Raw genomic sequence first — 25,802 nt, forward strand, 5'->3', positions numbered from 1 at the left:
ATTGCTATTTTTAGAATGTCAGATTCAGGCCGGCCAGGAAACCTTTTGTGCTGGGATAGGCACCGTAGTCAATCCCCTGCTTGGTATTGTCACTATCAAAGAAATTGACTTCGGGATCGAGGCCGGTGTATTTGGTCCATGTCCAGATGTTCTGGGCTGTGACATAGACCCTGAGCTGACTGATATGTAACTGGCGCAGTACATCGCGTGGGATGGAGTAGCCTAAGGACAGTGTTTTCAGTTTTACGTAAGAACCATCTTCTACATACCTGTCGGTCACCTGTGCCACAGGTGCATTGGTGGCTTTCGCTACCTTCCCGTTTGGATTACCTGCACTATACCTGTCCAGCAGCGTGGCAGAGGCATTCAGGGACAGGGTGGGAATTTCCAGTTTCTGCTGCAGGAAGTTGAAGATCTTATTGCCATAAGAACCCTGGAAGAAGAAAGACAGGTCAAAGCCTTTGTAAGCAAGGGTATTGGAAAGGCCGAAGGTAAACTTAGGCTGTGCGCTGCCCAGGTAATGTTTATCAGCAGTTGTAATGGTACCATCCCCATTTGTATCTACATATTTGGTATCACCTACCTGCTGAGATACACCTGTGAGGTAAGGTACGCCCTTCGCTACATCAGCATCCGTGAGCAAGCCGGCGGTATTATACCCCCAGAAGCTACCTACAGGCAAACCTACTTTTACAATCACAGGTGATACATAGCCTGTAGGTGCCAGCGGGTAGTAGTAATCCGTACCCGGCCCGAGGTTCAGGATCTTATTTTTATTCACAGCAAAGACAGCGGTGGTCTTCCAGCTGAAAGCACTGTTTTTAATATTGTCAGAAGAGAGGCTCAGTTCTATCCCTTTGTTTTCTACGCTGCCCACATTTTCCAACACGCTGGAATAACCGGAATAGAGCGGGAATGGTACATTCAGCAGCAGGTCTGTCGTCTTCTTGTAATAGGCATCGAAGGTAAAGGTGAGGCGATTATCCAGGAAACCTGCATCAAGGCCGACGTTGTACTGTGTAGTCGTTTCCCATTTCAGATCCGGGTTAGCAATCTGCGTAGGGGCGATACCGGTAACCAGGGTACCATTGAAGTAATAATTGCTGGGAGACAATGCTGCCAGTGAACTATATGGCGGTACTTCCGAGTTGCCTGTGCGGCCTACAGAAGCACGAACCTTCAGGTCATTCACAATACTACTGGCAGGACGGAAGAAGTTTTCCCTGCCTGCATTCCAGGAGAAACCAAGGGATGGGAAATACCCCCACCTGTTGTTCTTACCCAGTTTGGAAGAGCCATCTGCACGGATGGAGATCGTTACATTGTATTTATGGTTGTAAGAATAATTGGCTCTTGCCAGGTATGAGTTCAATGAAGACTCATGTGCATCGGAAGTAGAGAGTACCGCAGTACCTGCATAGTTCAGGTTATTGAAGGTGGTGAGGTCATTGGGAAACTTTTGTGCACTGGCTACGGCCGACTGATCTTCCTGGTGCTGGGTAGTATACCCTGCCAGTACATTCAGGAAGTGCTTATCGCTAATCGTATGGTCCCAGGTAAGGGTATTTTCATTGATCCAGGTGCTGGCGGCAATGCTACCTACGGACGCAAAACCCTGTGAAGAATAACCAGTGCTGCTGCCGCCCGGAGAACCTGCATAGCTGGGTGAATAATAATTCTGTTTGGTATTAATGAGGTCTGTACCGCCTGTCACTTTAAGCGTCAGGTCTTTGAGGATCTTATATTCTGCAGAGGCGTTGCCGAGAATACGGCGGATATAAGTACGGTTGATCGTTGACTTAAAATCCTGGATAGGGTTCGTTGGAATAGAAGAATAAGGGCTGGCTGTATAGTAAGTACCATCTGCATTGTAGACTGGGACTACAGGCGATACCTGCAATAGATTGGCGAAGGCTGTGTTCTGGAAGTTGATGCTGTTATATGCGTTACCAAAGAGTTTATCTTCGATGGACTGGCTACCGAAAATGTTGGCAGAGACTTTCAGTTTGTCTCCGATATTTCTTTCATAATTGATTCTGCCTGAGTAACGTTTGAAACCGGTGTTCACAACGATACCATCCTGGTTGAAGTAGTTGCCGGAGATGAGGTACCGGGATTTATCATCACCACCGGATACGGAGAGTTCATGGTTCTGAATGGGACCTTTGCGGAGAGCGGCAGATTGCCAGTCGGTACCTTCGCCCAGGGCAGCGATGGCGGAGTCACTGTAGGTCTTGGCGCTGCCGGTGCTTACATTCACATCATTGATCAGTGAGGCCCATTGAGCGGCATTGAGGAGATGGAGTTTTTTACGCACCTGTTGCTGGCCGAAGTAGGTGCTGTAGCTGATTTCGTCACGGCCACGCTTCCCACGTTTGGTAGTGATCACCACTACCCCGTTTGCACCCCGGGAGCCATAGATGGCAGTGGCTGAAGCATCTTTGAGGATTTCGATACTTTCTATATCGCTGGGATTGATGGTAGAAAGGGCGTTTACACCGACACCGTTGGAGGCACCGGTATTTACATTATCATTGTTATTATATATAATGAAGCCGTCGATGACGTAGAGGGGGGCATTACCAAAGCTGATAGAGTTACCGCCCCTGACGCGGATGGTAGCGGTGGCACCGGGTGCACCTGAGCTCTGGGTGACGTTGATACCGGGTACGGAACCCTGAAGCAGGTTATCGAAAGAGGCAGCGGGTTGTGACAGCAGCCCTTTGTTCACACTGGCAACAGCACCCGTCAGGTCGCTTTTGCGCTGTGTACCATAACCTACCACTACGACCTCGTTGAGCTGGCTTTCATTTTCTACCAGCGAGATGGTGAGTGGAGAGCTGGTGGCATCTATTTCCTGTTTTTTATAACCTATATAAACGGCTTCGAGTACGTAGGGGAGCCTTTGTCCTGTTTTGAAGAAGAACTTTCCTTTGTTGTCAGTAAGTACCTGGTTGGTGGTACCCTTGATTCTTACCAAAGCCCCAATGAGTGGGGTTTGGGACTTACTGTCGACGACAATGCCGGTGAGTGTGGAGTTGATGACTGGTTCATTCACTGTTTGAGCATACGACGTTACAGGTGCTAATCCCAGGGTGAGTGAGATGAGCAAGAGAACTTTTTTCATTAAATTTGTAGTTAGCGATTAGAAAATAAGGTGCCTGCCCAGCGATGAGAGTCGTTGAGTGGTGCGATAACGAGCCTTGTTAAAATCCGGCCGGTGACTGTTCCCGCAGTTACCGGCTTTCTTTTTTTAGGGCACTTATGGCGTGCCTTTGTTATGTAGATGAGTGTGCATGTTATAATTTTAAAGCGTTCTTATGCCTTTTAGTGACATAGGAAAGCGTGTTAGGATTATTATATTGAAAAGGTGATTGAAGGGAAGAGAATACAATTAGCGGCAACAACAGCGGTCGGCTGAGTTAGGACATCCTGGTTGATGGTAAATGGTTAGTACTGTATTTGCCATTGTACAAAATAAATTACAGTGATATTGAGACAAAAATAGTAAAAAATATTAGTCCACCAAATTAGTGCACTATTTATTTTTGGGAAGCTGTAATTACATAAAATAAGGCGACCTCCCCAATGGGGAGGTCGCCTTATACCGGAAAACAGGTTATTTTATTAAAAGAAATCCACTGTCCAGCTTCTTTCAAACACCTGCTTCGCAGGCAATTTATTGATCCCCTCCTTCTCTGTCAGCTCACCGCTGGCATCCACGCTATCAGCCACGCCACACCATGGTTCGATACAAACGAAGTCAGCATCTATCGCTGCCCAGATACCCATAAAAGGAAATCCATCATATTGCAAGGTCAGGCCACGCGGCTTTTTATCACTCTTCAATGTGATCGCATTGGAGGCAAGGCCTTTGAATACCAGCGCATCCTTGTAAAACAGTGATTTCTTCAGGTCCAGGCGCTGCGTACGCTCCAGGAAAGGTACTGGTGTCGTCTCCACGAACCCACCGTCAGAAAGCAGGTACAAAGGAGTATCTTCTACTTTATTGAACGCCAGGTAGTAATCTTCGTAACTTACACCTTCTTCCAAAGGCACTTTGAAAGCAGGATGTGCGCCTACGGAAAAATACATGTCTGCAGCACCTTTATTCTCTACCTGGTAGGTGACTGTGAGTCTGGCACCTTCAATAGTATATATGACAGTAAAACGAAAATGAAAGGGGTATACTTTCAGGGTTTCTTCACTACTGTTTAGTTCAAAGCTTACCTGTGTATCGCTTTGGGAAGTTACAGCAAAGACATTATCCCTTGCAAAACCATGCCTGCTGAGTGTGTAATTTTTTCCTTCAAACGTGTAGGTATTATTCTTTACCGTACCCACTATCGGGAATAAAACAGGGCTGGTTTTGGCCCAGAATGCAGGGTCTGCATTCCAGAGGTATTCCTGCTGCAGGTCTGTACGGGTTACCTTGCGGAGCTCCGCTCCTTTTTCAGCGATGACTACGTGCAACTGTCCGTTCTTCAATTCAGGCATATGTTCCTATTTTTATGCCTGTAAATGTAAGGATTATTTTTTCCTGGCACCCAATACCAGTACTACGCCCACCACGGCAACAATACCACCGGCATAGGTAGGCCATCCAATCCATTTATTTTCTTTCTTGTTGATTTCTACGGGGCCGAGATCTACCACTTTCTTTTGGGTTTGTACAGAGAAGCCTCTGATTACGATCATGGCAATACCGGCAATAATGAGAACGAGACCTAATGTTTTCATGTGTATCAGTTTTAGATACTGAAAACAATCAGCATGCCAGCAAGATGGCACAGGGCGCAGTTACACAAAAGTAAAAGGAATAACAGGGGCTCAGACAAAAAGGGAAGCCAACCCAAAAGATGGTCCTCCGGCAGAAGGTATCTTCCAAATCAGCTTCCTTGCAGGTTTATTTGTATAGTCTATGAAGAACGTCAGAGTTGAGTCATTGGGCACACATAATCTGTCAACTTGAGATGATTAACCTCACGGATTGCCTTGAGCCCACCCCTAACATCTACCAGGTGGTTATACCCCCTGGCCTTCAATATAGAGATAAACATCATGGAGCGATATCCTGCTGCACAATGTATGTAGTACAATTTCTCTTTATCAAGCAGCAGCATGCTGTCATTGATATAATCCAATGGAGCATGGATAGCATCCATAACGTGTTCGCTGTCAAATTCGCTTTTTCGGCGTACATCTACGATATGTTCAGCACCTGTCAGGGAGCTGGCTTCTACGGTGATGACCCTGTCTATAGGCTTATTGGCCTCCATCCAGGAAAGTATGCCACCTTTCAGGAAACCCAGTGTAAAATCGTATCCTACCCTGGCAAGGCGGATGATGACTTCCTCTTCACGGCCTGTGGGAGCCACAATGAGGATAGGTTGTTCTATATCCGGAATCAGGGTACCTGCCCAGGGAGCAAAGCTGCCATCTATACCGATATTAATAGCACCGGGAATAAAGCCGGTGGCAAATTCTTCCGGATCGCGGGCATCGAGTATGAGTGCACCGGTTTCGTGCGCCACTGCTTCAAAATCGTCCGGTAGCAAAGCATGTAGCCCTCTGGATACTACGGTACCAATGTCTGTAGCACCTTCCTTGTTCAATCGCACATTTTCGGGGAAGTAAGCAGGAGGTGCCGTTAAACCTGTCGTTACTTCTACGATAAATTCTTCACGGCTCATATTTTTGCGCAGGGCATAGTTCGTTGCCAGCTGGTTGGCCAGGGTATCGGTGGTTTCACGGCTCATATTCTTGCCGCAGGAACTACCAGCACCATGACCGGGATATACTGTAATATCGCCGGGTAATGTCATGATCTTATTGCGCAGGGAGTCGAACAGCACACCGGCTAATTCTTCCCTGGTCATGTTTGCAGCCTTTTGGGCCAGATCAGGACGTCCTACATCACCAATAAAGAGGGTATCTCCTGAGAACAGGGCCACCGGTTTATTAAACTCGTCGTATAATAGATAAGATGATGATTCAGGTGTGTGACCAGGTGTATGCAACACCTGGATAGTACATTTGCCCAGGAACAGAAACTCATTGTCTGCTGCTATATAGGCAGGGAAACCGGGTTGCGCCGTAGGGCCATATACGATAGTGGCACCGGTAATGGCGGACAACTCCAGGTGACCGGATACAAAGTCAGCATGAAAATGTGTTTCCAGCACATATTTTATACAGGCATCAGCTGTAGCGGCCTTTTGGATATAAGGGGCCACCTCACGCAGCGGGTCTATGATGGCTGCTACTCCATCACTTTCGATGTAGTAAGCCCCATGAGCGAGACATCCTGTATAAATTTGTTCTATTTTCATGGTGACTAAGCTTGTGTTGCAAAGATGCAGTTCAACACTTACTAAATAGATGACCAGGGTCATGCATAAGAATGATATAAATTTTACAGGTAAGATCGTATGGATTACGGGCGCATCTTCGGGAATTGGAGAGGCGCTGGCTGAGCTCCTGGCAGGGAAAAAGGCGAAACTGATCCTGACTGCAAGACGGGCAGACGTGCTGGCAACATTGGCTGCGCGATTGGATACAGCAGTGAAAACATTACCCGCTGACCTGTACGAGGCGGATTTTAAAGCCTTAACTACAGCAGCATTAAATGCATTTGGCAATATCGATATCGTCATTCATGCCGCAGGTGTAGGGCAACGATCCCTGGCGGCAGTAACCCCCTTGCAGGTATACAGGCAGCTCATGGAGATTAATTTCTTTGCACCGGTGGCCATTACAGGACAGCTGTTGCCATTGTGCAGGGCACATATGGTGGTCATAGGAAGTATGTCGGGCCTGATGGGATTTCCGGGGAGATCAGGGTATGCAGCCAGTAAACACGCATTGAAAGGATACTTTGAAACCCTGCAGGTGGAACAGGATGTGCCGGTTACGATTGTGAGCCCGGGAAGAGTGCAGACGAATTTATCTTTATCTGCCATTACAGCAAGTGGAGAAGCGCATGGCGTGATGGATGAAGCACAGCTGAAAGGGATTCCTGTGATGGAATGTGCCACACGTATTTTAAAGGGCGTAGCCAGGCAAAAGAAGCATGTGATCATTGCCCGAAAAGAGCAGTATTTATATTGGTTACACTGGTGGTGGCCGCGGCTGTACTATAAGATTGCAAAGAAATACTCATTTGTCAGGGACAAATGAGTACGATCTTAAGCCGGCAATAATTCTGTTAATATTTCCTTTATAATATTTTTGCCGATTGGCTTTACTAAATATCCTGCCAGGAAAGGGAACTCCTTGGCGCGCTGTAAATCACTTTCGTGTGTTGAACTCGTCAGCACATAGACTTTAATCTGCTTTCCGGCCGGCAAGGACAACTTTACATACTCCCGCAGAAACTGCCAGCCATCCATATAAGGCATATTTACATCCAGCAGAATCAGGTCAGGGAGATTATCCGGCTTATTCAGGTTTTGTTTAATATAATTCAAGGCCTGTTCCCCATCTGTAAACTTATGGATCTTCTCCACCAGTTCCAGCCTTTCAAAATGCTGCCGCATGACAAATTGAAATAATTCATCATCATCAACAACGCAAACATTTTTAATCTTATTCATCATCCTTCGATATGTGTACCCGGTTATTAAAATAAACAAAGAAACTGCTTCCTTTCCCCACCTCACTTTTTACATCTATACTACCACCGAAAGTCCGGATCTGATTCCGGATCATAAAAAGGCCCACTCCGTTACTTTCATAACCGCGATGAAACTTCTTCTTATACCTGAACAACTGCTCTCCATGTTTCTGAAGGTCAATCCCTATGCCATTGTCACTGACCATCAGGACGATCTGATCATCCTCTTTCCAGGTTTCGACCCTTATCTCAGGTAAAACGTCCGGCCGGGTATAAGTTAATGCATTGTTTATCAAATGGAATAAAATATTTTCCAGATACGGGCGGGAATACTCAATGCTGGATTCCCTGAAATTAACTTTTAACTGGGCATTTTTCTCTACAACCTGTTGATTAAGCGAGCTCCACAACTGTTTTGTTATGGCTTCTACATTGCAGGGAGTGAAGGGCAATTCTGTATTTGCCTGTTGTGCCAACACATCTTTCAGGTCGTTGAGGGTACTTAAAATTGCGTTTGCTGAAATTTTCATGTGGTCGAGCATCTCCTGTTGCTCCTCCATATTGGCCAACTCCGGCAGGAGCTCCACAGAACTGATAAGGGCGGTAGCGGGGCCACGAAGGTTATGGGCGATGATCTGGTTAAGTTCGAAGAGTTGTTTGATCTTTTGCTGGAGGTCGATGGAGGTTGCGTGCAGGATGATATTCTTCTTCCGGGCATCCGAATCCAGCTGTTTCAGCTCCGTTACATCGATCATCTGGAGAATGAGGTAACGGATGCTGCCATCGGGGTTTAACATGGCAGAGCAGGCCAGGAACATGTAGATATAATGCCCGTCGCGATGCTTATACCGCCGTTCAGCCCTGTAGGTATTGATCTTCCGGTCCAGTATCTGCGCTATCTGCGCCTTGGCTTTATCCATGTCATCCGGGTGAATAAGAGTGCTTACACTCAGGCCTGACATCTCATCACGGGTATATCCCAGGGTCTCCAGCAGCGAGGCATTCACATCCAGCCACTGCCCGGTTATCGATAAAAGAGCGATGCCGGTGGGGGAATAGTCAAAGACACTTTTGAACACCTGCTGACTGTCTTCCAATTGGGTACGGGCTTCCCGGAGTTCTTCATTCGCCTTGTATTCGGCGGTAACATCGTGGATACTGACAATGATGGTATTATTGGTAGTACCTGGTCTGACCAGGCGAATCCGGTACCATACCTGCTGATTCCTGCCCAAAGGATCCTGCAGTACCCTGACTACTTCCTTGCCTGAGATGATCACTTCCCGGATCAGGTGCTGGAATTCCATTATCAGCCTTTCGGGCATATACTGGTAAACAGACTTGCCCTGCATCTCCATCCAGGGAAGGGTAAGACGGCTTGTTCTGTTCATCCACACATGCAGGAGAGTGCCATTCACCGTCATTTCAAGGATAATATCGTCCAGGGAGGAGATAATTGTATTCAGGGACCGGTTGACCTCCAGGTAGCTCGTCACATCTCTGAACGTGAGCATGTAACCGGTTTCTGTTTGCGTATGCAATGCCTTGCCGGAGACCCGCAGCCAGCAATCCTTTTTATTAGGTACATCCTGGCGGACCTTATGGTCAGAGAATTCTTTCCGTTCCCGCAGGAGTTGGCCTAAAGCGCCTGCAGACGGGCTCTCCCACCAGCCGGGATCGAGCATCTGGGATTCAGAGATCCTTAGGATCTCCAAAGCGGAGGGATTAAAGGCCACGATCTGGCCTGCCTGGTTGGTAGCAATATAGCCATCCTCAAAAGCGGCGGCTATTGCACCATACCATTGGTTCGCCGGGTTAAAGGTTTTAGATTGCACCATAGTTATTCTGAACACTCCCTTTAAGGATTGAGTGATTTTTCTTCTAATGGTTGGACACGGATATGATTATAACAAAATATTAACAGCAATATTAAGAGAAAAGTACAAGTTTGCCGCCAAAAACGAGTAATTCATCTCTATTTTCTCTTACAATCCGGATATTTTCAGTTCTTTTGAGGGTTCTAACGGAAGAATAAAGTAATGACTGCCACACGAAATGAAATAATACCCGCCTGGTATACGAAGAAATGGGCACAGCCTTTTTTACATGCAGTAGCATGGATCACCCTTCTCTCATTACCCTATTTATTGCGCCCTTCTCCTGACAAACACGTAGGACACAGAGAAGAAGACCCGCTCTGGCACATGCATTATATCATCAATTGTGTGTTGCTCACCTGCTGGTTCTATCTCAATTCAAACGTATTAATTCCGAAACTGGTATACAAGAAGAAATGGGGGCAGTATGGAGCTATGCTGTTTTTAATGCTCGTAGTACAGGTATTAGTGAGATGGATTTTTGTCAATATCTTCATTTCCCCCCAGGAGTTTGACCTGAAGCCTACGATGTTCTTTAGCTTTTTCACGCTATTGTTCATCCTTGCCTGTAGTACTACCTGGAGAATTCTCAAAGACAAAGTGGAGGAAGACCAGCGGGCCAGTGAGCGCTTAAATGAGAACCTGAAGACAGAACTGAGCCTCCTGCGCTCCCAGGTAAGTCCGCACTTTATGTTCAATGTACTGAACAATATGGTGGCCCTGGCCAGAAAACAATCCGACCAGCTGGAGCCTTCCCTGATTAAGTTATCATCCCTGATGCGGTATATGCTCTATGAAGCGGATGAGGACAAAGTGGCGCTGGATAAGGAAGTAGATTACCTGCAAAGTTATATTGACCTGCAGCAGCAGCGATTCGGGGCCAAAGTGCAGGTGAATGTCAACCTGCAACTGCCGGAAAATGGTTATGAGATAGAGCCGATGCTGCTCATTCCCTTTGTAGAAAATGCCTTTAAGCACGGCACAGGGATGATTCCGGATGCCAGGATCGATATAGAATTGAAGGCAAGGCAGGGATTACTACAGTTCACCGTGATGAACAAGTACAATGAAGAATTTGAAGAAGTAAAAGATAAGACATCCGGAATCGGCCTGACGAATGTGAAACGCAGGCTGAACCTGATGTACAGGGATAATTATCAGTTACTGATCAATAAAAAAGAAGGTTGGTTTGTGGTATCCCTCCAATTACATTTGCATTAATAAATTTTGATTATGGTATTACGCTGTATAGCAGTAGATGATGAGCCGCTGGCCCTGGATTTATTGGAAGATAATATCAAACAGGTACCTTACCTGGAGCTGGTAGCAAAGTGTGCGGATGCTTTTGAAGCGATTAAGGTGCTGGAAGAAAAAACCGTAGACCTGATCTTCCTGGATATCCAGATGCCGGGCCTGACAGGTTTACAGTTTATACAAAGTTTGCAGCATAAACCGATGATCATCCTGATTACTGCCTACGAAAAGTATGCATTGCAGGGATTTGACCTGGAGGTGACGGATTACCTGGTGAAGCCTGTAGCCCTGCCCCGCTTTATCAAGGCCTGTAATAAGGCGAAGGAACTGTTCCAGCTAAAGCAACAGCCAGCGATCCCTGCGGCAGCAGCTACACCCTCTCCGGATTTCTTCTTTGTAAATGCGGATTATAGCTTACTGAAAATCAATATTGCCGACATTATCTGGATTGAAGCACTGAAGGATTATATCCGGATTCATATGACGGGCACTACGAAACCAGTGGTCACCAGGATGCCCCTGAAGCAGGTAGAAGAGCAGCTGAATCCGGCAAAATTCATCCGGATTCACAAGAGCTATATCATTGCGGTTGCCCACATTACCGCCATCAGGAAGAATAGCGTATTTATCGGTACAATGGAGCTACCTGTGGGTGATAACTACAGGGAATCTGTGGCTGCCCTGACAGGTACGAAGTAATCGCTTTAAATCAGTTTTTTTGGGGGCTTGCCAGGCGGCAAGCCTTCTTTTTTTTCAGCTGCCAGACCGAACATGAAAAGAAGGTGCCTTTTGTCGCTATATTTTTTCCTATTGTCTCATTTGACTATGCATAATTAAATTCTACAATTAGTTTTGCACTATCAGAAAAGAAGATTATGCAAAGAATTTTTTGGCTAATTGCCCTGTTGACCTTTACCGTAGCAACATATGCACAAATGCCTGGAGGCGGGGCTCCTCCCCCGGGTGCTTTTCCAGGCGGGGGCAGACCCGCCGCAAACGGTCACCTTTATGGGAAGGTATTGGATAATGATGGAAAACCCCTTCCCTACACTTCCGTAATCGTATTTCAAAACAAATTTGACTCTGCTTCCGGCACTAAAAAAGATGTGCTTGTAAAAGGAGCCATAACACAAAATAACGGGGATTTCAGCCTGGAAGGTGTGCCTACATTTGGCCCCCTGACCCTGAAGATCTCCGCTACCGGTTTTAAGCAATATGTGCAGACCGTGTCGTTCAAAAAAGCAGGTGGTGGTCCACCGTCTACTGACAAAGACCTGGGCAACATCAAACTGACTGCCGATGTCAGCCAGCTGAACGAGGTAACTGTAACTGCTACTAAACCGCTCATGAAAGTAGATATGGACAAGAAGGTATTCGACGTGACCCAGAACATTGCCAGCGTAGGGGGTACCGCGCAGGATGTAATGAAAAACGTACCTTCTGTGAATGTGGATATTGATGGTAACATGACGATGCGTAATGCAAGTCCGCAGTTATACCTGGATGGCCGCCCTACCACCCTGACACTGGACCAGATTCCTGCTGACGCGATTGAAAGCGTGGAAGTAATGACTGCTCCAAGTGCTAAATACGATGCTTCCGGTGGCGGTGCAGGTATTGTCAACATTGTACTGAAAAAGAACCGTAAAACGGGTTACAATGGGAACCTAAGGGCAGGTGTGGATAGCCGTGGTGGCCTGAACGGTGGCCTGGACTTCAACGCCCGCCAGGGTAAATTCAACCTGAGTGCAAATGCCATGTATCACCAGAACAGAGATCGTACAACCGGCTATACCAACCGTACTGATTACTCTACCACGCCGAACCTGCATACTTTGCAGGAAAATACACAAACCGGTGGCGGTGGATTTATGTTTGGCCGTGTAGGACTGGATTATTTCATGAACAACAGAACGACATTCTCCCTCACAGGTACAAAAGTACATGGTGAAATGACACCAAAGAGTACACTGGATATCTTTACTGATAGCCTGTTCAACACCGGAACGACCAATTCTTTTAGCCATCGGATCACAGACGGCAAGAGAGTGTTCAACGGTAATGGCCTGGAACTGGCCATGAAACACCTGTTCCCGCACGAAGGCGACGAACTGAGTGTGACTGCTAACTACTTTGGTGGTACCAACAAGAATAATTCCCTGTATACTACCAATTACTACACGGCAAAAGGAGGTACTTATACAGACAATGAAATTCAGAAGATCAATGGCAACGGTAAGATGAGTCATGTAACCGTTCAGGCGGATTATGTGAAACAACTGACTGCCAAATCCAAACTGGAAGCAGGCGTACGCGGACAATTCAACTATACGCTGAACAAGAATGCCACTTACTACTACAACGATGAAACCGGTCAGTACGACTTATCATCCAGCTCCAGCAGCAACTACGAGAACCATGAAAATATCCTCGCAGCATATGGAACATTCAGCAGCAGCGTGAAGAACTTTAGCTACAAACTGGGTGTACGTGCAGAGCGTAGTAACTATGATGGTAAACTGATCAACACCGGCGAAAAGTTCAGCAACAGTTACCCGGTGAGCCTGTTCCCAACCATCTTCCTGAGCCAGAAACTGGGCCACAGCCAGGAGCTGCAGCTGAGTGTAACAAGAAGGATCAACCGTCCGAACTTCTTCCAGCTGATCCCATTTGCAGATAGTACAGACAAGCTGAATATCACAAAGGGTAACCCGGCACTGGTACCAGAGTTCACACAGTCATTCGAGTTATCTTACATGAAAACGTTCAGGAATAACAGTACCTTTATGGCATCTGGTTATTACAAACGTACATCCAATACGATCACCAGCTACATCGATTCACAGACCGACGAAACCACTGGTAGCACCGCGCTGATCAACACCTATATCAACGCGAAGAACAGTTATACCACAGGTGCGGAAATTACCCTGGTAAATTACCTGACTAAGTGGTGGGATATGAATACGAACATCAACACTTACAACTCAAAGGTAAATGCAGGTACCTCAGAAGTACAGAACGATGCCTTGTGGAGTGTATTTGCAAAGGTGAACAGTAATTTCAAACTGCCGGCAAACTTCGAACTGCAGCTCACAGGTACCTATCAGTCTAAAACCAACCTGCCGGTAAACCAGCAGAAAGGCTTTGGCGATGGTCCTCCGAATATGCAGGCACAGAGTTCTTCACAGGGTTATATCAAAGGATTCTATGGTGTAGATGCGGCGTTGAAGAAGAGCTTCCTGAAGAACAAGGCGCTGACAGCGACGCTGAGTGTGAACGACATTTTCCGCAGCAGGAAAACGGATCAGATATCTTACAGCACTTATTTCACACAGGAGTATACACGTCTGCGTAACCCACAATTCGTGAGATTGAACCTGGCTTATCGTTTTGGTAAAATAGATGCGAGTCTGTTCAAACGTAAAGCTAACAGTACAATGGATACGAATTCAGGCATGCAGATGTAAATTTTTATACATAGGATAGGCGGAAAATAAAAAGCAGCGGCTCGTTCCGCTGCTTTTTTATTTTATCTGTCCAGCAGCGACATAAAGCCGAGGAGGAGCAGGAAAAGAACAGGTGCCAGTACGAGGAGGCCAGTGGCGAAAATGAGTCCATCATGGATGGCTTGCTCACTTTGATGGGCGAATTCCTTATAGGTTCTGCGAATAACTGTTTTGCGGCTGAAATAACATCTGTTTACCGTATAAATAACGATGGTAAATCCTGTAGCGATTAACGACAGGAAGCCATAAGACACTTTATCGAAGATCATAATAAAGCTGGCTATTACGAATGGTAATAGCACCATAAAACCCACCGCAGTCAGGTATAAAACGGCATTTCCCCTAGCATACCGTTTCGTAAATTTTTGTGCCAATAAGTAATAATGGTAATACAAATAGCGGTATACTAATGTCATAGACAGATCATCTATATGTTTTTAACATAACGTTGTTGTGCTGTGCGTGTATTTGGTTGATAGGCCGAAGTAAAGAATTATTCCTGTCTTTTATGGTTAATAAGCGGTTAAGACTATATGTCTTCCGCATCGTAGACAATCACCTTTTGCCACAGGGAAGAGCAGTTTTTGACAAATGCCAGGTGAGCAGGATCGGTCTGATAAATATCCTGGTCCGCTTTGTTTTTAAAGAACAGGAGCCACGATACCTGGTACGAGCGATCTATCACTTCGCGGTTGGTAGTGGAGGGCAGTCCGATATGATGCTGACGAATGGTTTTGGCCGTTTTAGCCAGGGTTTGCAAACCTTCAATCAGTTTGGCTTTATCCTCCTGGCTGTCCGGGTTATTGAGCCAGAAGTAGACATGGTGAACAAAAACCTTTTCAGTTGGCTTGGCAGAGAGCGCAGAGCCCGACAGGGAAGCAATACCGGTGAGAGCGGCTGTCTTACCTGCGATGGCTAAGAATTGGCGCCTTGTTTTTTTGAACATAGGGTCATGATTTTTAGTCCCTTAAAATAGGAAATATCTATGAGCCCAAAATTTATTTTTTGCAAAATGGATTTAGCTTAACGTATAAGCAGGATAGACCCTTTTCTTACCACATCCCCACAGATAGTTCTGGCCCTGATCATATAGATATAGGTCCCCACAGGCAGGGGCTGCCCTTTGGAAGTACCGTCCCAGCAAGCATCCGGCGAATTGGAAGAATATACGATCCGGCCTCCCCTGTTGAAAATATTAAACTCAAACCAGGAGCTTTCCCCCCAGCGCTTTAGTCCAAAACAGTCATTCTTACCATCGCCATTCGGTGTAAAGGCCGATGGAATGGGGTATCGTGTGAAGGCGAGGGCCACATCCACATTGACGGTTATACTCTCTACGTTGGTACAGCCATGGCCATCCATGATAGTAACCTCGTAGGTGGTGGTTTCAAGGGGAGATACGGCCGGACTGGCGGTATGGGTATTGGTAATACCCGGAGCCGTTTCCCAGGTGTAATAAACGCCTCCTGTGGCTTTTAAACTGATACTGGCATTGGCGCAGTCAATGTCGCCCGACTTGGCAATGGTGGTAGTAGGTGTATCATAAACGATCACGGGTACTACAAGTGTATCGGCGATCTTACAGGTATAGTCTGCAATATATACCTTGAAGGTAGTATCATGCAGGGGAGAAATATTCAACGCAGTAGCTGTGGTCAACAGGGAATCGCGTGAACTGAGCCATGCGTATTCATCCCCTCCGTCCGCATTCATGATCACTGATTGCCCGATGCAGACGGCGGGAGAATCTGGTGTAACTTTGAACACGGGCGTAGGAGTTACATTGATATGGATCGTTTTGGAAGTACGGCAACCATAGATGGTGGATGCAGTCACCACATAGTTCGTAGTAGTAGCAGGGGACGCAGTGGGATTGCTGATACCTGCATTGTTCAACCCGGCGACGGGCGACCAGCTATAACTGGCAGGGATATCTGAAACACCTGATAACTGGATGGTTGTGCCTGTGCACATAGCCGTATCCTTGCTGGTGGTAATGACAGGTGAGGGATTGACATAAATATTGAGTGATGCACTGCCTGTACAACCGTAGGCATCTGTGCCGGTTACGGTATAACTGATACCTGCAGGCGGAGATGCGACCGGCTGGGCAATAGTATCACTATTCAGGTAGCTGGAGGGTGTCCATTTATAAGTGGTAGCACCAACAGCACTGAGCTGGGTAGACTTGCCTGCACAAAGAATGACATCGGCGAGGGTGCTGACTTTCACATCGCAGGGCGCGGTAAGGGCAATGAAATAGTCTTCCACTTCACCATTGGGCGCATAGCCGGTAGGACTCGTAAGCAGACTATCGGAAATGCGGAAACGAAAAGCCCATTGTGACACCTTGCCTGCCGGAAGGCGTGCAGGAATGCCTGTCCATTTTAAGTTGGCCGTGCTGCCGGTAGTAGAATCGACAGCGATTTCATTTGAGTCGAAAACACCATTGCGGTTGAAGTCGAACCATGCAGAGATGTAAGATTTAGCGCCTGCCTTTATTGGCATACTGATCTCATACTCCCCTCCTCCTGTATATGGCGGGAAACTGCTAACGGCATCTTCATCGGCACCATCATCTGTTGCCTTGAGCGTATCGGCATCCGGGGCAATGGCTCCCAGGTAGTAATCCGTTTGTTGTGTAAGGGTACAGGAATCATAAGTAAGTTCATGAGCAGCATAGCCATAGGAAGCGGGAAGGTCTCCCCTGTCGTAAGGAGCCAGGATACCGAAGATGATGGTGGAAGTGTTTTCCATGGCGACTTCGGTGCTATTGCTTTGTAATGACGGGGCGGTGGTACAGGCACCTGTATAAGTTGTATTTCCAGTGGCTATAGTGATCATTCTCAGGGGTGCAGGGGTATTATTCCTGGAGGCAGAGAATGCGACCTTGAAGTGGGTGCTGCCGGTGGCATTCAAAGAGCCTTTGATCGAGGGATTATTGAAGTCATAACCGGCATAAGACATGTAGTTAGGTACGGGAGTGGCACCTGAGACATCTGAGAACGTGGCGGTAACAGTGAGACTATCACTGGTAATGAATGTTTTGGTGGCCCCTTCGGTAATGGAAAAACCGGCCCAGTTACACCAGTGAATTTTCTCTTTGAGGGTTCCTGTTCCAGAATCGGCATATTGTGCTTTTAGCTGCAATGGAGATAAAAGCAATGCCAGGGACAGGGAATAGAGTTTTGGCATCAGGTATCAGGATAAAGTTTTCAATGCATACAGGCACTGGTTCAGATCTGGTTAATAAGGGTTCAATATCACGGTAGCTGTATGTGTCGATGATGGTTTATGAGACAGGTAAATTATGATATTTTTCTATATAATAAAATATATTTTCGGGTAGGCATTTTCTTTATATGAGTATAATGGATAGAGATTGTTGAAAGTGAGAGAATTGCCTATTGTGCAGTATTTGACAGGGAAAAAAGATTTGGAAAGAGCGGAAAAAGATTGTTACATTTGCATACCAATATTTGAAGGGGAATAATACAAATTAGGTTTTCAAAGGACCAGATAATTTATTGAGGTAGCATAGGCGCTACCTCTTTTTTTTGTTGGTATGCTATTGTGATAATGACAATAAAATAGATAATGCATTAAAACAGGTGATGCCATTAAAAACAGGTGATGCCATTAAAAACAGGTAAATTAAAAGCAGGAAGGGCCGCATCATACGATGCGGCCCTTCTTAATTGATTGCAGTGAGCAATTATTTCTTAACAGCCTTCAGTTTGAAGCCGATTTCGATATCCTTGCTGATCACCCAGTTTTCAGGGCTACCTTCAGTTTTGTAATGGATACCCCAGGCGGTTCTGTCAATTACGAATTTTGCGCTGGCAGTTACATCGCCTTCAGTAACAGCTACAGTAGCTGGGAAAGTGATGTTCAGGGTGCTATCTTTCAGGGTCAGGTTACCGCTGATCAGGTTAGTTGCACCTGCTTCCAGGCTTTTACCTTTGGTGCTGTCGTAAGGAGCTACGGCAGTGATAACGAATTTTGCAGTAGGATACTTAGCAACATCGAAGAAGTCGCCGCTCTTCAGATGGCCATCCAGGTCAGTGGATTTCTTATCCTTTTCAGTAACAGATGCAGGATCAGTGGTCAGTGAGTTCATGTTCACTTCGAATTCACCACTGGTGATAGTACCGTTTTCAACATTCAGGGTACCGGAAGCTACCTTGATAACGCCCCAGCGAGGAGCCATACCACCTTTGTGAGTTGCTTTCCAGTCAACAGTAGTTGCGGTAGTGTCGATGCTGTAAGCAGCACCGGTAGTAGCAGCAGCTTGCTGTGCTTCGGAGGTTTGCGCTTGTTCAGGTTTAGTACCACCGCCACAAGCGGCCAGTGCGAGCATTAAAGCAATAGCAGATACAGTTTGCTTCATGGTTTTCGATTTTTTTAATTAAGAGACAATGTATTATATCACCGAAATTAAATATTTGTGTTAAAACAACAATAGCGAAACCGGAAAAAAGATGAAATGTACAACGACTTTTTCATAGGGAATGGACAATTTTCTGAAAATGATGTGCTTTTTTAGGGTTTAATGATTGGGCAGGGGAATGTTTTTAATGATTGGACAGGGGGATGTATAATAACTGGACAGGAGAATGTTTAATGATTGGGTAGGAGAAAGTTTTTAATGATTGGACAGGGGCATGTATAATAACTGGACAGGAGAATTTTTAATGATTGAATAGGAAAATGTTTAATGATTAGACGGAGAATGTTTAATGATTGATATAGGATGTAACGAAAAGATCTAAAGCATGTAAATTTGTAGCTCAGATAAACAGCAGTGGTGATGCGTTTAGTATAGCCATGTTAGTTTGTTTATTTTACAATTTTAATGGGAAGCCCCAGCTGGATCTCCGGCTGGGGCTAATTATTTTATCCAGGTGTGTATTGTATTGCAATTATGTAAAGCGCCAGGCATGAACCTGCAATTGGGTACTACTTCCTCGCCTTCGTATTCACCTGCAATCGAATGCTACTTCTTCGCCTGCTGGGTCAGAATCGTCTCATCACCCTTCAGGATCGTCAATGTAGGCGGCAATTTCTCCTTTGCAATAATCGTGACTTCCACATTGTAAGTATAAGCCCCGTTTTCAAAAGAAAAGTAGTGATTCCCGCCTGAACCTTCCCTTATAAATTTTCCGTCAGGAATAATCATATCCGGCTTATCAATCGTCTTTGCATTCACCGGCCAGCTGGCATAACGGAAGGTATTATTGCCCATTTCATCTACCCGCACTTTAAAGCGCTCTGTCTGAAAAGCCAGCACCGGTTGTTTATAATCTCTTAACCCGGGGAAGATGGCGTTCCTATCAGCCTCAATAAGAGCGGCTCTTTTAGCAGCTTCCAGCTTTGTCTGGTAGTTCACCGCAATCAGCTTACCATTATCATCCAGCCATACCTGTCCGCGGTTCAGGGAGATGCCTCTCCATCCTCCTGAAGTCCAGTCTTTTGCCGGGTCGGAAATAACAATGATATGAATCAGGGAATCGTCAAATACTTCATTGTAACGGGCCAGGAATTCCTGCTTATTATTGATGGCTGGAAGCGGGTATTGTCTTTTGAAAGGATAATTGACCTTATCAGCGATAGCCTGCTTGTCCTGCTGCTTTACAAGAGCAATAAAGGCTGCAGTAGCTTTAGGATTAGGATTTGAATTATCCTGACCGAAAGCGGTTACGCTGGCATAGAGAAAAATGGCTAAGAGTAATTTTTTCATAGTTATTGTGGGCGCAAAGATATTGCGCGTTGAGGGATAGAAGGCGAATTATATGCCAATTTTTTTTTAAATTAGCCAGGCAGGTTAATAGCGGGATGTAGCGCAGCCCGGTAGCGCGCTTCGTTCGGGACGAAGAGGCCGCTGGTTCGAATCCAGTCATCCCGACCTGAAAATTGAACCCTTCAGATCGTTGGATTTGAAGGGTTTTTCTATTTTAATAATTCCAAATCTATTGGGGTGGATTTTCTATGGTATTCATTAGGACTATCTTTCAACAAGGTTCATTCCATCATTCATCAGCTCTTAAAATTGATGCAGGACATGAATTGGTCAACAACCAGGATCCCTATATTCTACACCTGAACCTACAAAAGCTTTTTGGTTACATCCGTAGTCTGCACAATTTCTCCATCTAACGTTAAACAACCAGCCTTCTCCATCTTTAAAACCGTATCCCGCACCTCCGTCTCCGTTAATATAACGGTGTACTGCTGCACAATCGAAGCAAGGGAGCTTGAGCCATTACCGGCAAAGTGCACAAACCGTAAGACAGCATCATCCCGGTAAGTAAACCCATTCTTGAAAAAGATCTTGAAACTATAATTCCCGGAAATGGCCTTGTCAACCATTTCAAGCGCCCGCACTAATCTGTCAATTTTCGAATGCTCTTCGTTTAACCGCTCTATTAATTCAAATTTATTTCCATTGTATTCGACAGTATGTCGTTTTATATTACTTTTAAATTTTTCAGGAAAATCTGGAGGGAATTCGGCTGATTTATAAATTGCCACTTTTTCATCAATCGCCTGTTCAATTTTTTCCTTTATAATTGATATATCCGGCTCATCAATAGTAACGATATCAACTAGTCCTTTCTCCCGTCGCGCTTGCACTATGTCATCAATGAACACGGCTATGGGAAGTCCGTCGAAAGAACTACTATAGCCTATGTGATTATACTCTTCATTTTTTACCATGTACATATTAATGCCATCATCGTAAGGCTCGGCATTTTTTATTTTATCGTTGAATTTCCGCTTTAGATGACAACCATAACAAATTTCCTTTGGCAAGTAAGGGCTGTTGGTAGGGATGACCATCTTCGCACAATCAGCACATTGAATGGCCAAATGCCGTTGCTCCCAACCCGGACAATCACTATCCGGTTCTTTATCAGATGGAAAATAAAACATCAATCCATATTTTTCATTGGCCATCTTGCCCCATTCTTTTGCCAACTCCGCCTCAGGCCAGGGTGGAACAGTTCCATTGAACAACCTAATATCTCCGCCCACGCTAATTGTACCTAAATACTTAACTTCTTTTTTTATAGTAAAGAGTTTTTTTATTATGACATGTATGTTTAAATACAAATACCATCCAGAGGTATCGCCATCCCACAATGCTTCCAGTACAGTTGGTTTTCCGCCAGCCAGCCTGATAGCTTTATCAAGTGTTTCAAACGATGTAATACTGTTCATTGGAAATAATATTGCTGTAAAATAGACTTTTTTACCAATAGTAAAAAAACGCAGGATTGAGCGTTAGGCAGCATGGATGTTGTGTTTAACGTACTTACGCCTGGCAATCTCAGCGAGCAGGATGCTTGTAAGTCGCACAGTAATTCCTAAAAAAGATAGAGCCATCTATTCCATGTAAATAATATGTTTAATTCTCTGAAATCCAACAAGACTTTTAAGGATGCAGTTCGACAATTGTCCATCCTACCCGACAGATTTAGTATCAAAGAGCCTCAGGAGGCACGTAGAACGCAGGTTTAACGTGCCTTTCGTATTCTTGGGGATGTAGTTGAGGTGAACCGGTATCGATTTATCCGGGAGTTAAAAGGCGAATCGTTTTGTGAATTGCATCAGCGATTCACGAGCTCAAATACAACAATCTGTATTTTAGCGAATTACAACACATAAATCGAGGTTTTTTGATATGATTTCAATTCATTTTTCGTGGCTTGTGAGTGAGCTGTTAGTGTAATTGATTTTTTAACAAGTAAAAATGATTTCAATTGAAAGAAAGGATTCCTTTGGGGTGCATTTTGTGTTGCGCCGGATGAAGTACGGGAAAAACTAAATCTATGCCCGTGTAGTAGTAAATGGAACTATTAGTGAAGTTGGGGCAAAGCAGGACATTGCCGTAACCGACTGGAATTATGACCGGGGTTGTACAAAACCCAGAACGGACGAATTGAAAAGAATAAAATAGTTATCTGAAAGAAATGAGGAGAAAGCTGGTAAGGCATTATCAGCAGCTAAGATTAGGAGAAGAAGAAATAAACGCCGATATGGTAAAGCAGGCGTTTTTTAACAAGGACAAGCCGGTAGATCAGCTTTTATTAATGTGGCTCATCAATCATCATGAAAAACTACTACACTACAGAGAGATACTTACAATTATTCATAAAAAAACAGTACGGCACCAACGATTTGCTTCTCAGAAAGTTAACATTTGAGTCTATCACTGCAATTGAACATTATGTTAGAACCCAGCCCCTGAAGGAGCATGATAAATGTACTAATAATGGCGCAATGAAACACATGGAGCGTCTTAAGAAAATAATCAACTGTGCAAAAGGTAATGGATGAGTAAAAAAGAAACCGTTGTACAAACTGAAATTTAAACATAAGGTCCGTGACTTTCCCAGTCTGGAAGAACTAAAATCAATCGAGCAAAAAGAATTTAAGAACGAAATGTTAGTCCAGGTAAAACAGCTATTCCTGTTCAGCTGTTACACTGGGTTAGCATTTTCGGATTTGCTTGCACTCAGACCGGTGAACCTATTCACAGGAAATGATGGAATGAAATGGATTACAACTGTAAGGGTTAAAACCTCGACACCTGTATTTGTACCGCTGCTTAATCAGGCATTAACCTTACTGAATAAATACAATCAATCAGCTGGTTTGATCTTTCCTACCATCAGCAATCAAAACGTGAACAAAGCGCTTAAAATAATAAGTGAGATATGCCATATTAAAAATTATCTGACATTCCACCTTGCAAGGCATACGTTTGCAACTACTATCACACTAATGAATGGCGTACCGGTCGAATCAATCAGAAAAATGTTAGGGCATAGTAAGTTGAGTACAACAATGATATACGTAAAGGTTACACAAAGTAAAGTAGCGATGGACATCGCAATGTTGCAGAAGAAAATGAATGAAAATGAACAAAAATGACGCGTGTACCAAACCTACATTTGTATTGTTATGAAGAAAGAAAAGTATCCTTATATATTAAATGACTCCACTTCCAGATTTGACTTTGAGAGTAAGGGACCGAATGGTATAATTAAAAAGACAGTCGATTACTATAAAATCGGAACCTGGACAGATGGATCAGAAGTATATAATCTGGCATTCGGCGATTGGGATGAAACAAACAATATCATTAACGATCTTTCACGAACAGATAACAATGACAGGGATAAAGTATTAGCAACGGTTGCGAGTACTGTAATTGATATGATCATTGCAAATGAGAATATAGCAATATATGCAGAAGGTAGTACACCAGCACGAACAAGATTATATCAAATAGCTATAAATATCAATAAAGATGAGATAGAGGATATGCTCAATATTTATGGATATATAAATGAAAAGTGGCAGCCGTTTGAATCAGGCAAGAATTATGAAGCTTTTTTGGTTACCAGAAAAAAGGTGTAAATTTGATTAAAAGGAAGAAATTATGTCTACAAAAATTTCAAATTTCCTTAATAAAAGGGAAAAGCCAGTGATAGGTAAATCGAGCATTCCAGAGGAGGCTGTGAGGAATAGTCCTTTTATTATTAAAAAAATAGAACAGGCAAAGCGCAGATTAAAAGAACATCCATTTCCTATCGAACTGTTAAAGTCAAAATAATACTATTGGTAATGCCTCACAGATGTGGGGCATTCTTTCTTTCAAGCATATCTCTATACCAGCTAGCTGTACATATATTTGTAATTTGATTTTATCTCAACCGGTAAGTAATCCATATCATTCTAATACAATCCTACACAATTATTACACCAATCCTACCAGCTGGCCTTCCGTAAGGGCTTAATTCAAAGTACTTCTTTCCTCTAATTAAGCTAATATTTTATCCCTAAACCTAGCCCGTCTATGTTAGTGGCCGAAGTTGCTGAAGAGAACAACCTCCTGCCCATAACGGCATGTTACACTCAGATCTTTTTACAAATCATAATTCATCCTTACTAATTTAACTTTCTATATTCTTGTGGCGTTAAACCTGTTTTACTTTTAAATAGACGATTGAAATAATGTGGATAGTTAAATCCTAAATTATAGGCAATACTACTAACACTATTAGATTCAATAAGCAATAAGGTTTTGGCTTTTTCAACAATAAAATTATTGACATGATCTTTTATAGTGTAACCAGTTTCCTTTTTTAACAAGTCACTCAAATAATTTCCTGAAAGATGAACCTTATTAGAAAAGTATTCTATTGATGGTATTCCTGTTTCTGCAAATTTCCCATCTTTAAAATAGCTATTCAATAAAGAATGAAACTGACTAACCACGTCAGAGTTTTGAGCTGACCGCGTGTTAAACTGCCTTTCATAGTAACGTCTTGACAAATTCAATAATAACTCCAGGGAAGATGCAATGACGGTCTGACTATGATTATCTATTCGCTCCGCAATTTCATTTTGAATCATAACCTTGCAATCAGTGACCGTCTTTTGCTCTGCATCTGACAAATGAAGTGCTTCATGAACGTCATAAGAGAAAAACGCATAATCTTCTATTGTTTTCCCTAGCGAAGTATTGCGGATTAAATCGGGATGGAAAAATAACATCCATCCCTGTATCTCATCTATTACTTGTGCTTTTGATACTGACTGTACCTGGCCTGGTGCAGTAAAAAATAAAACGCCTTCATTAAAATCATACGCATTTCTTCCGTATTGCAGTCCACAACTTTTGTCTTTTAAACCAATGGTATATAATTCAGACGTGAATTTTACAGCAACAAATTGTTCCTGGATTTCCCACTTCGAAACATCAATAATGCTAATCAATGGATGTGTAGGTTTCGGAAATCCAAAAATCTCATGCAGTTGACTAATTGACTTTATGTTATTAATGTTCTGGTTCATTCTGTTTACAATTTTCAATGCGTTTTTTCAGAAGAATGCTATGTTGTGCAAAAGCTGCCCGCATGTCAATTGGGATAATTTTTAAAGTTAGTTAGTTTTTCCAAAACTATACTTAGCGTACCATTGATTTTACGGATGTATGCCCCGGTTTCATTACACTTTGAAATTTTAATTTCATTTATTTTACAATGTCTTATTCAGACTACTTCACCTGTGTCATGATTATTTTGTCAAATATATTGTCGCCAAACCATTTCCTAATTGCTATTGCTGGTTTTGCCATATAACCTTTTACATATCTTGTTTTGGGTTTTTTGTCAGTGGCGGCTTTGGCAATAGTTTGCCCAAGTATCTCTACATCGGTCAATTGGTTTCCGGTGTACATTTTCTTGGTAGTCTCTGCCATTTTATTAGCGAAGTTTGCGTAAACGCCACTGCCGGAAGTTTTCTTTAAATTTTCCGCAGCTATTACACCCCATGGAGTTTTTATACCACCTGGTTCTACTACTACCACATCTATTCCAAATGCCTTCAGTTCCAAACGCAAACAATCACTCCAGCCTTCTACCGCATGTTTTGTGGCGTGATACCAGGCACCCAGTGGGTAATGATTCGGAGCTGACCATTCCCAAATTGAATTAAAAACTACAGACTTTTGCAAAAACAATTTTATGCAAAAGA

21 protein-coding genes and 1 tRNA gene are annotated in these 25,802 nt (G+C 44.0%); 8 read left to right on the top strand and 14 right to left on the bottom strand.

The genetic code is table 11. From position 1 onward, the window contains the following. Nucleotides 1–10 precede the first annotated feature (10 nt). The 4 genes from DXN04_RS18630 to DXN04_RS18645 all read right to left on the bottom strand — a co-directional run bounded on the left by DXN04_RS18630 (nucleotide 11) and on the right by DXN04_RS18645 (nucleotide 6,332). Nucleotides 11–3,127: a SusC/RagA family TonB-linked outer membrane protein gene (locus tag DXN04_RS18630; RefSeq protein WP_116854886.1), complete on the bottom strand. Its 3,117-nt coding sequence runs from the start codon at nucleotides 3,125–3,127 to the stop codon at nucleotides 11–13. Between the two features lie 500 nt (nucleotides 3,128–3,627). After that, entirely contained in the window at nucleotides 3,628–4,497 is an 870-nt protein-coding gene (locus DXN04_RS18635; RefSeq protein WP_116854887.1) for an aldose 1-epimerase family protein, read from the bottom strand. A gap of 33 nt (nucleotides 4,498–4,530) precedes the next feature. Continuing rightward, a complete protein-coding gene (locus DXN04_RS18640) occupies nucleotides 4,531–4,740 on the bottom strand; it encodes a hypothetical protein (RefSeq protein WP_116854888.1) in 210 nt (69 codons plus the stop codon). Nucleotides 4,741–4,931: 191 nt separating this feature from the next. Then, complete coding sequence (locus DXN04_RS18645; RefSeq protein ID WP_116854889.1) at nucleotides 4,932–6,332, bottom strand: MBL fold metallo-hydrolase; 1,401 nt, start codon at nucleotides 6,330–6,332, stop codon at nucleotides 4,932–4,934. Between the two features lie 61 nt (nucleotides 6,333–6,393). Here DXN04_RS18645 and DXN04_RS18650 point away from each other — a divergent pair, with 61 nt between their 5' ends. After that, the gene (locus tag DXN04_RS18650) at nucleotides 6,394–7,179 is read left to right on the top strand and encodes an SDR family NAD(P)-dependent oxidoreductase (protein WP_158569071.1); all 786 of its coding nucleotides are present in this window, start codon (nucleotides 6,394–6,396) and stop codon (nucleotides 7,177–7,179) included. An 8-nt stretch (nucleotides 7,180–7,187) separates the two neighbouring features. Here DXN04_RS18650 and DXN04_RS18655 read toward each other — a convergent pair whose 3' ends face one another. Both DXN04_RS18655 and DXN04_RS18660 read right to left on the bottom strand, forming a co-directional pair. Then, complete coding sequence (locus DXN04_RS18655) at nucleotides 7,188–7,598, bottom strand: response regulator (protein WP_116854891.1); 411 nt, start codon at nucleotides 7,596–7,598, stop codon at nucleotides 7,188–7,190. Next, the gene (locus tag DXN04_RS18660; protein WP_116854892.1) at nucleotides 7,588–9,453 is read right to left on the bottom strand and encodes a PAS domain S-box protein; all 1,866 of its coding nucleotides are present in this window, start codon (nucleotides 9,451–9,453) and stop codon (nucleotides 7,588–7,590) included. Before DXN04_RS18660 ends, DXN04_RS18655 begins: the two co-directional genes overlap by 11 nt. 201 nt (nucleotides 9,454–9,654) lie before the next feature. On the opposite strand from DXN04_RS18660, the gene DXN04_RS18665 reads away from it, so the two are divergent. From DXN04_RS18665 to DXN04_RS18675, 3 genes are all read left to right on the top strand, one after another. Further along, the gene (locus tag DXN04_RS18665) at nucleotides 9,655–10,713 is read left to right on the top strand and encodes a sensor histidine kinase (RefSeq protein ID WP_116854893.1); all 1,059 of its coding nucleotides are present in this window, start codon (nucleotides 9,655–9,657) and stop codon (nucleotides 10,711–10,713) included. 12 nt (nucleotides 10,714–10,725) lie between these two features. Then, nucleotides 10,726–11,445 (top strand): LytR/AlgR family response regulator transcription factor, encoded by a 720-nt coding sequence (locus tag DXN04_RS18670; protein WP_116854894.1) that lies wholly within the window; start codon nucleotides 10,726–10,728, stop codon nucleotides 11,443–11,445. A 176-nt stretch (nucleotides 11,446–11,621) separates the two neighbouring features. Next, on the top strand, nucleotides 11,622–14,216 hold the full coding sequence (locus DXN04_RS18675) for an outer membrane beta-barrel protein (protein WP_116854895.1): 2,595 nt from the start codon (nucleotides 11,622–11,624) through the stop codon (nucleotides 14,214–14,216). Nucleotides 14,217–14,278: 62 nt separating this feature from the next. Here DXN04_RS18675 and DXN04_RS18680 read toward each other — a convergent pair whose 3' ends face one another. The 5 genes from DXN04_RS18680 to DXN04_RS18700 all read right to left on the bottom strand — a co-directional run bounded on the left by DXN04_RS18680 (nucleotide 14,279) and on the right by DXN04_RS18700 (nucleotide 19,995). Next, nucleotides 14,279–14,671: a hypothetical protein gene (locus tag DXN04_RS18680; protein WP_147319982.1), complete on the bottom strand. Its 393-nt coding sequence runs from the start codon at nucleotides 14,669–14,671 to the stop codon at nucleotides 14,279–14,281. Between the two features lie 113 nt (nucleotides 14,672–14,784). Beyond that, nucleotides 14,785–15,201, bottom strand: a complete 417-nt coding sequence (locus DXN04_RS18685) for a Dabb family protein (RefSeq protein ID WP_116854897.1) — start codon at nucleotides 15,199–15,201, stop codon at nucleotides 14,785–14,787. 77 nt (nucleotides 15,202–15,278) lie between these two features. Beyond that, nucleotides 15,279–17,450 carry a T9SS type B sorting domain-containing protein gene (locus DXN04_RS18690; RefSeq protein WP_116854898.1) on the bottom strand — a complete coding sequence of 724 codons (2,172 nt, stop codon included), beginning with the start codon at nucleotides 17,448–17,450 and terminating at the stop codon, nucleotides 15,279–15,281. 520 nt (nucleotides 17,451–17,970) lie between these two features. Beyond that, nucleotides 17,971–18,645 carry a YceI family protein gene (locus tag DXN04_RS18695; protein ID WP_116854899.1) on the bottom strand — a complete coding sequence of 225 codons (675 nt, stop codon included), beginning with the start codon at nucleotides 18,643–18,645 and terminating at the stop codon, nucleotides 17,971–17,973. Between the two features lie 606 nt (nucleotides 18,646–19,251). Next, on the bottom strand, nucleotides 19,252–19,995 hold the full coding sequence (locus tag DXN04_RS18700; protein WP_116854900.1) for a hypothetical protein: 744 nt from the start codon (nucleotides 19,993–19,995) through the stop codon (nucleotides 19,252–19,254). Nucleotides 19,996–20,086: 91 nt separating this feature from the next. Between DXN04_RS18700 and DXN04_RS18705 the strand changes: the two genes are divergently transcribed. Further along, a tRNA-Pro gene (locus DXN04_RS18705) sits at nucleotides 20,087–20,160 on the top strand. A gap of 200 nt (nucleotides 20,161–20,360) precedes the next feature. Here DXN04_RS18705 and DXN04_RS18710 read toward each other — a convergent pair. After that, a complete protein-coding gene (locus DXN04_RS18710; RefSeq protein ID WP_116854901.1) occupies nucleotides 20,361–21,476 on the bottom strand; it encodes a hypothetical protein in 1,116 nt (371 codons plus the stop codon). 891 nt (nucleotides 21,477–22,367) lie between these two features. Between DXN04_RS18710 and DXN04_RS35815 the strand changes: the two genes are divergently transcribed. The 3 genes from DXN04_RS35815 to DXN04_RS18725 are packed head-to-tail and all read left to right on the top strand — an operon-like array spanning nucleotide 22,368 to nucleotide 23,681. After that, nucleotides 22,368–22,595 carry a phage integrase SAM-like domain-containing protein gene (locus DXN04_RS35815; protein ID WP_158569073.1) on the top strand — a complete coding sequence of 76 codons (228 nt, stop codon included), beginning with the start codon at nucleotides 22,368–22,370 and terminating at the stop codon, nucleotides 22,593–22,595. 15 nt (nucleotides 22,596–22,610) lie between these two features. Beyond that, complete coding sequence (locus tag DXN04_RS18720; RefSeq protein ID WP_116854903.1) at nucleotides 22,611–23,192, top strand: site-specific integrase; 582 nt, start codon at nucleotides 22,611–22,613, stop codon at nucleotides 23,190–23,192. A gap of 30 nt (nucleotides 23,193–23,222) precedes the next feature. Then, nucleotides 23,223–23,681, top strand: a complete 459-nt coding sequence (locus DXN04_RS18725; RefSeq protein ID WP_116854904.1) for a DUF6934 family protein — start codon at nucleotides 23,223–23,225, stop codon at nucleotides 23,679–23,681. A 531-nt stretch (nucleotides 23,682–24,212) separates the two neighbouring features. On the opposite strand, the gene DXN04_RS18730 is transcribed toward DXN04_RS18725, so the two are convergent. Beyond that, nucleotides 24,213–25,121 carry a helix-turn-helix domain-containing protein gene (locus DXN04_RS18730; protein ID WP_116854905.1) on the bottom strand — a complete coding sequence of 303 codons (909 nt, stop codon included), beginning with the start codon at nucleotides 25,119–25,121 and terminating at the stop codon, nucleotides 24,213–24,215. A 202-nt stretch (nucleotides 25,122–25,323) separates the two neighbouring features. Further along, on the bottom strand, nucleotides 25,324–25,802 hold a 479-nt coding region (locus tag DXN04_RS18735; protein WP_116854928.1), incomplete at its 5' end, for an SDR family NAD(P)-dependent oxidoreductase.

This window comes from Chitinophaga silvisoli, from assembly GCF_003412465.1.
GTDB classification, from domain to species: Bacteria; Bacteroidota; Bacteroidia; order Chitinophagales; family Chitinophagaceae; genus Chitinophaga; species Chitinophaga silvisoli.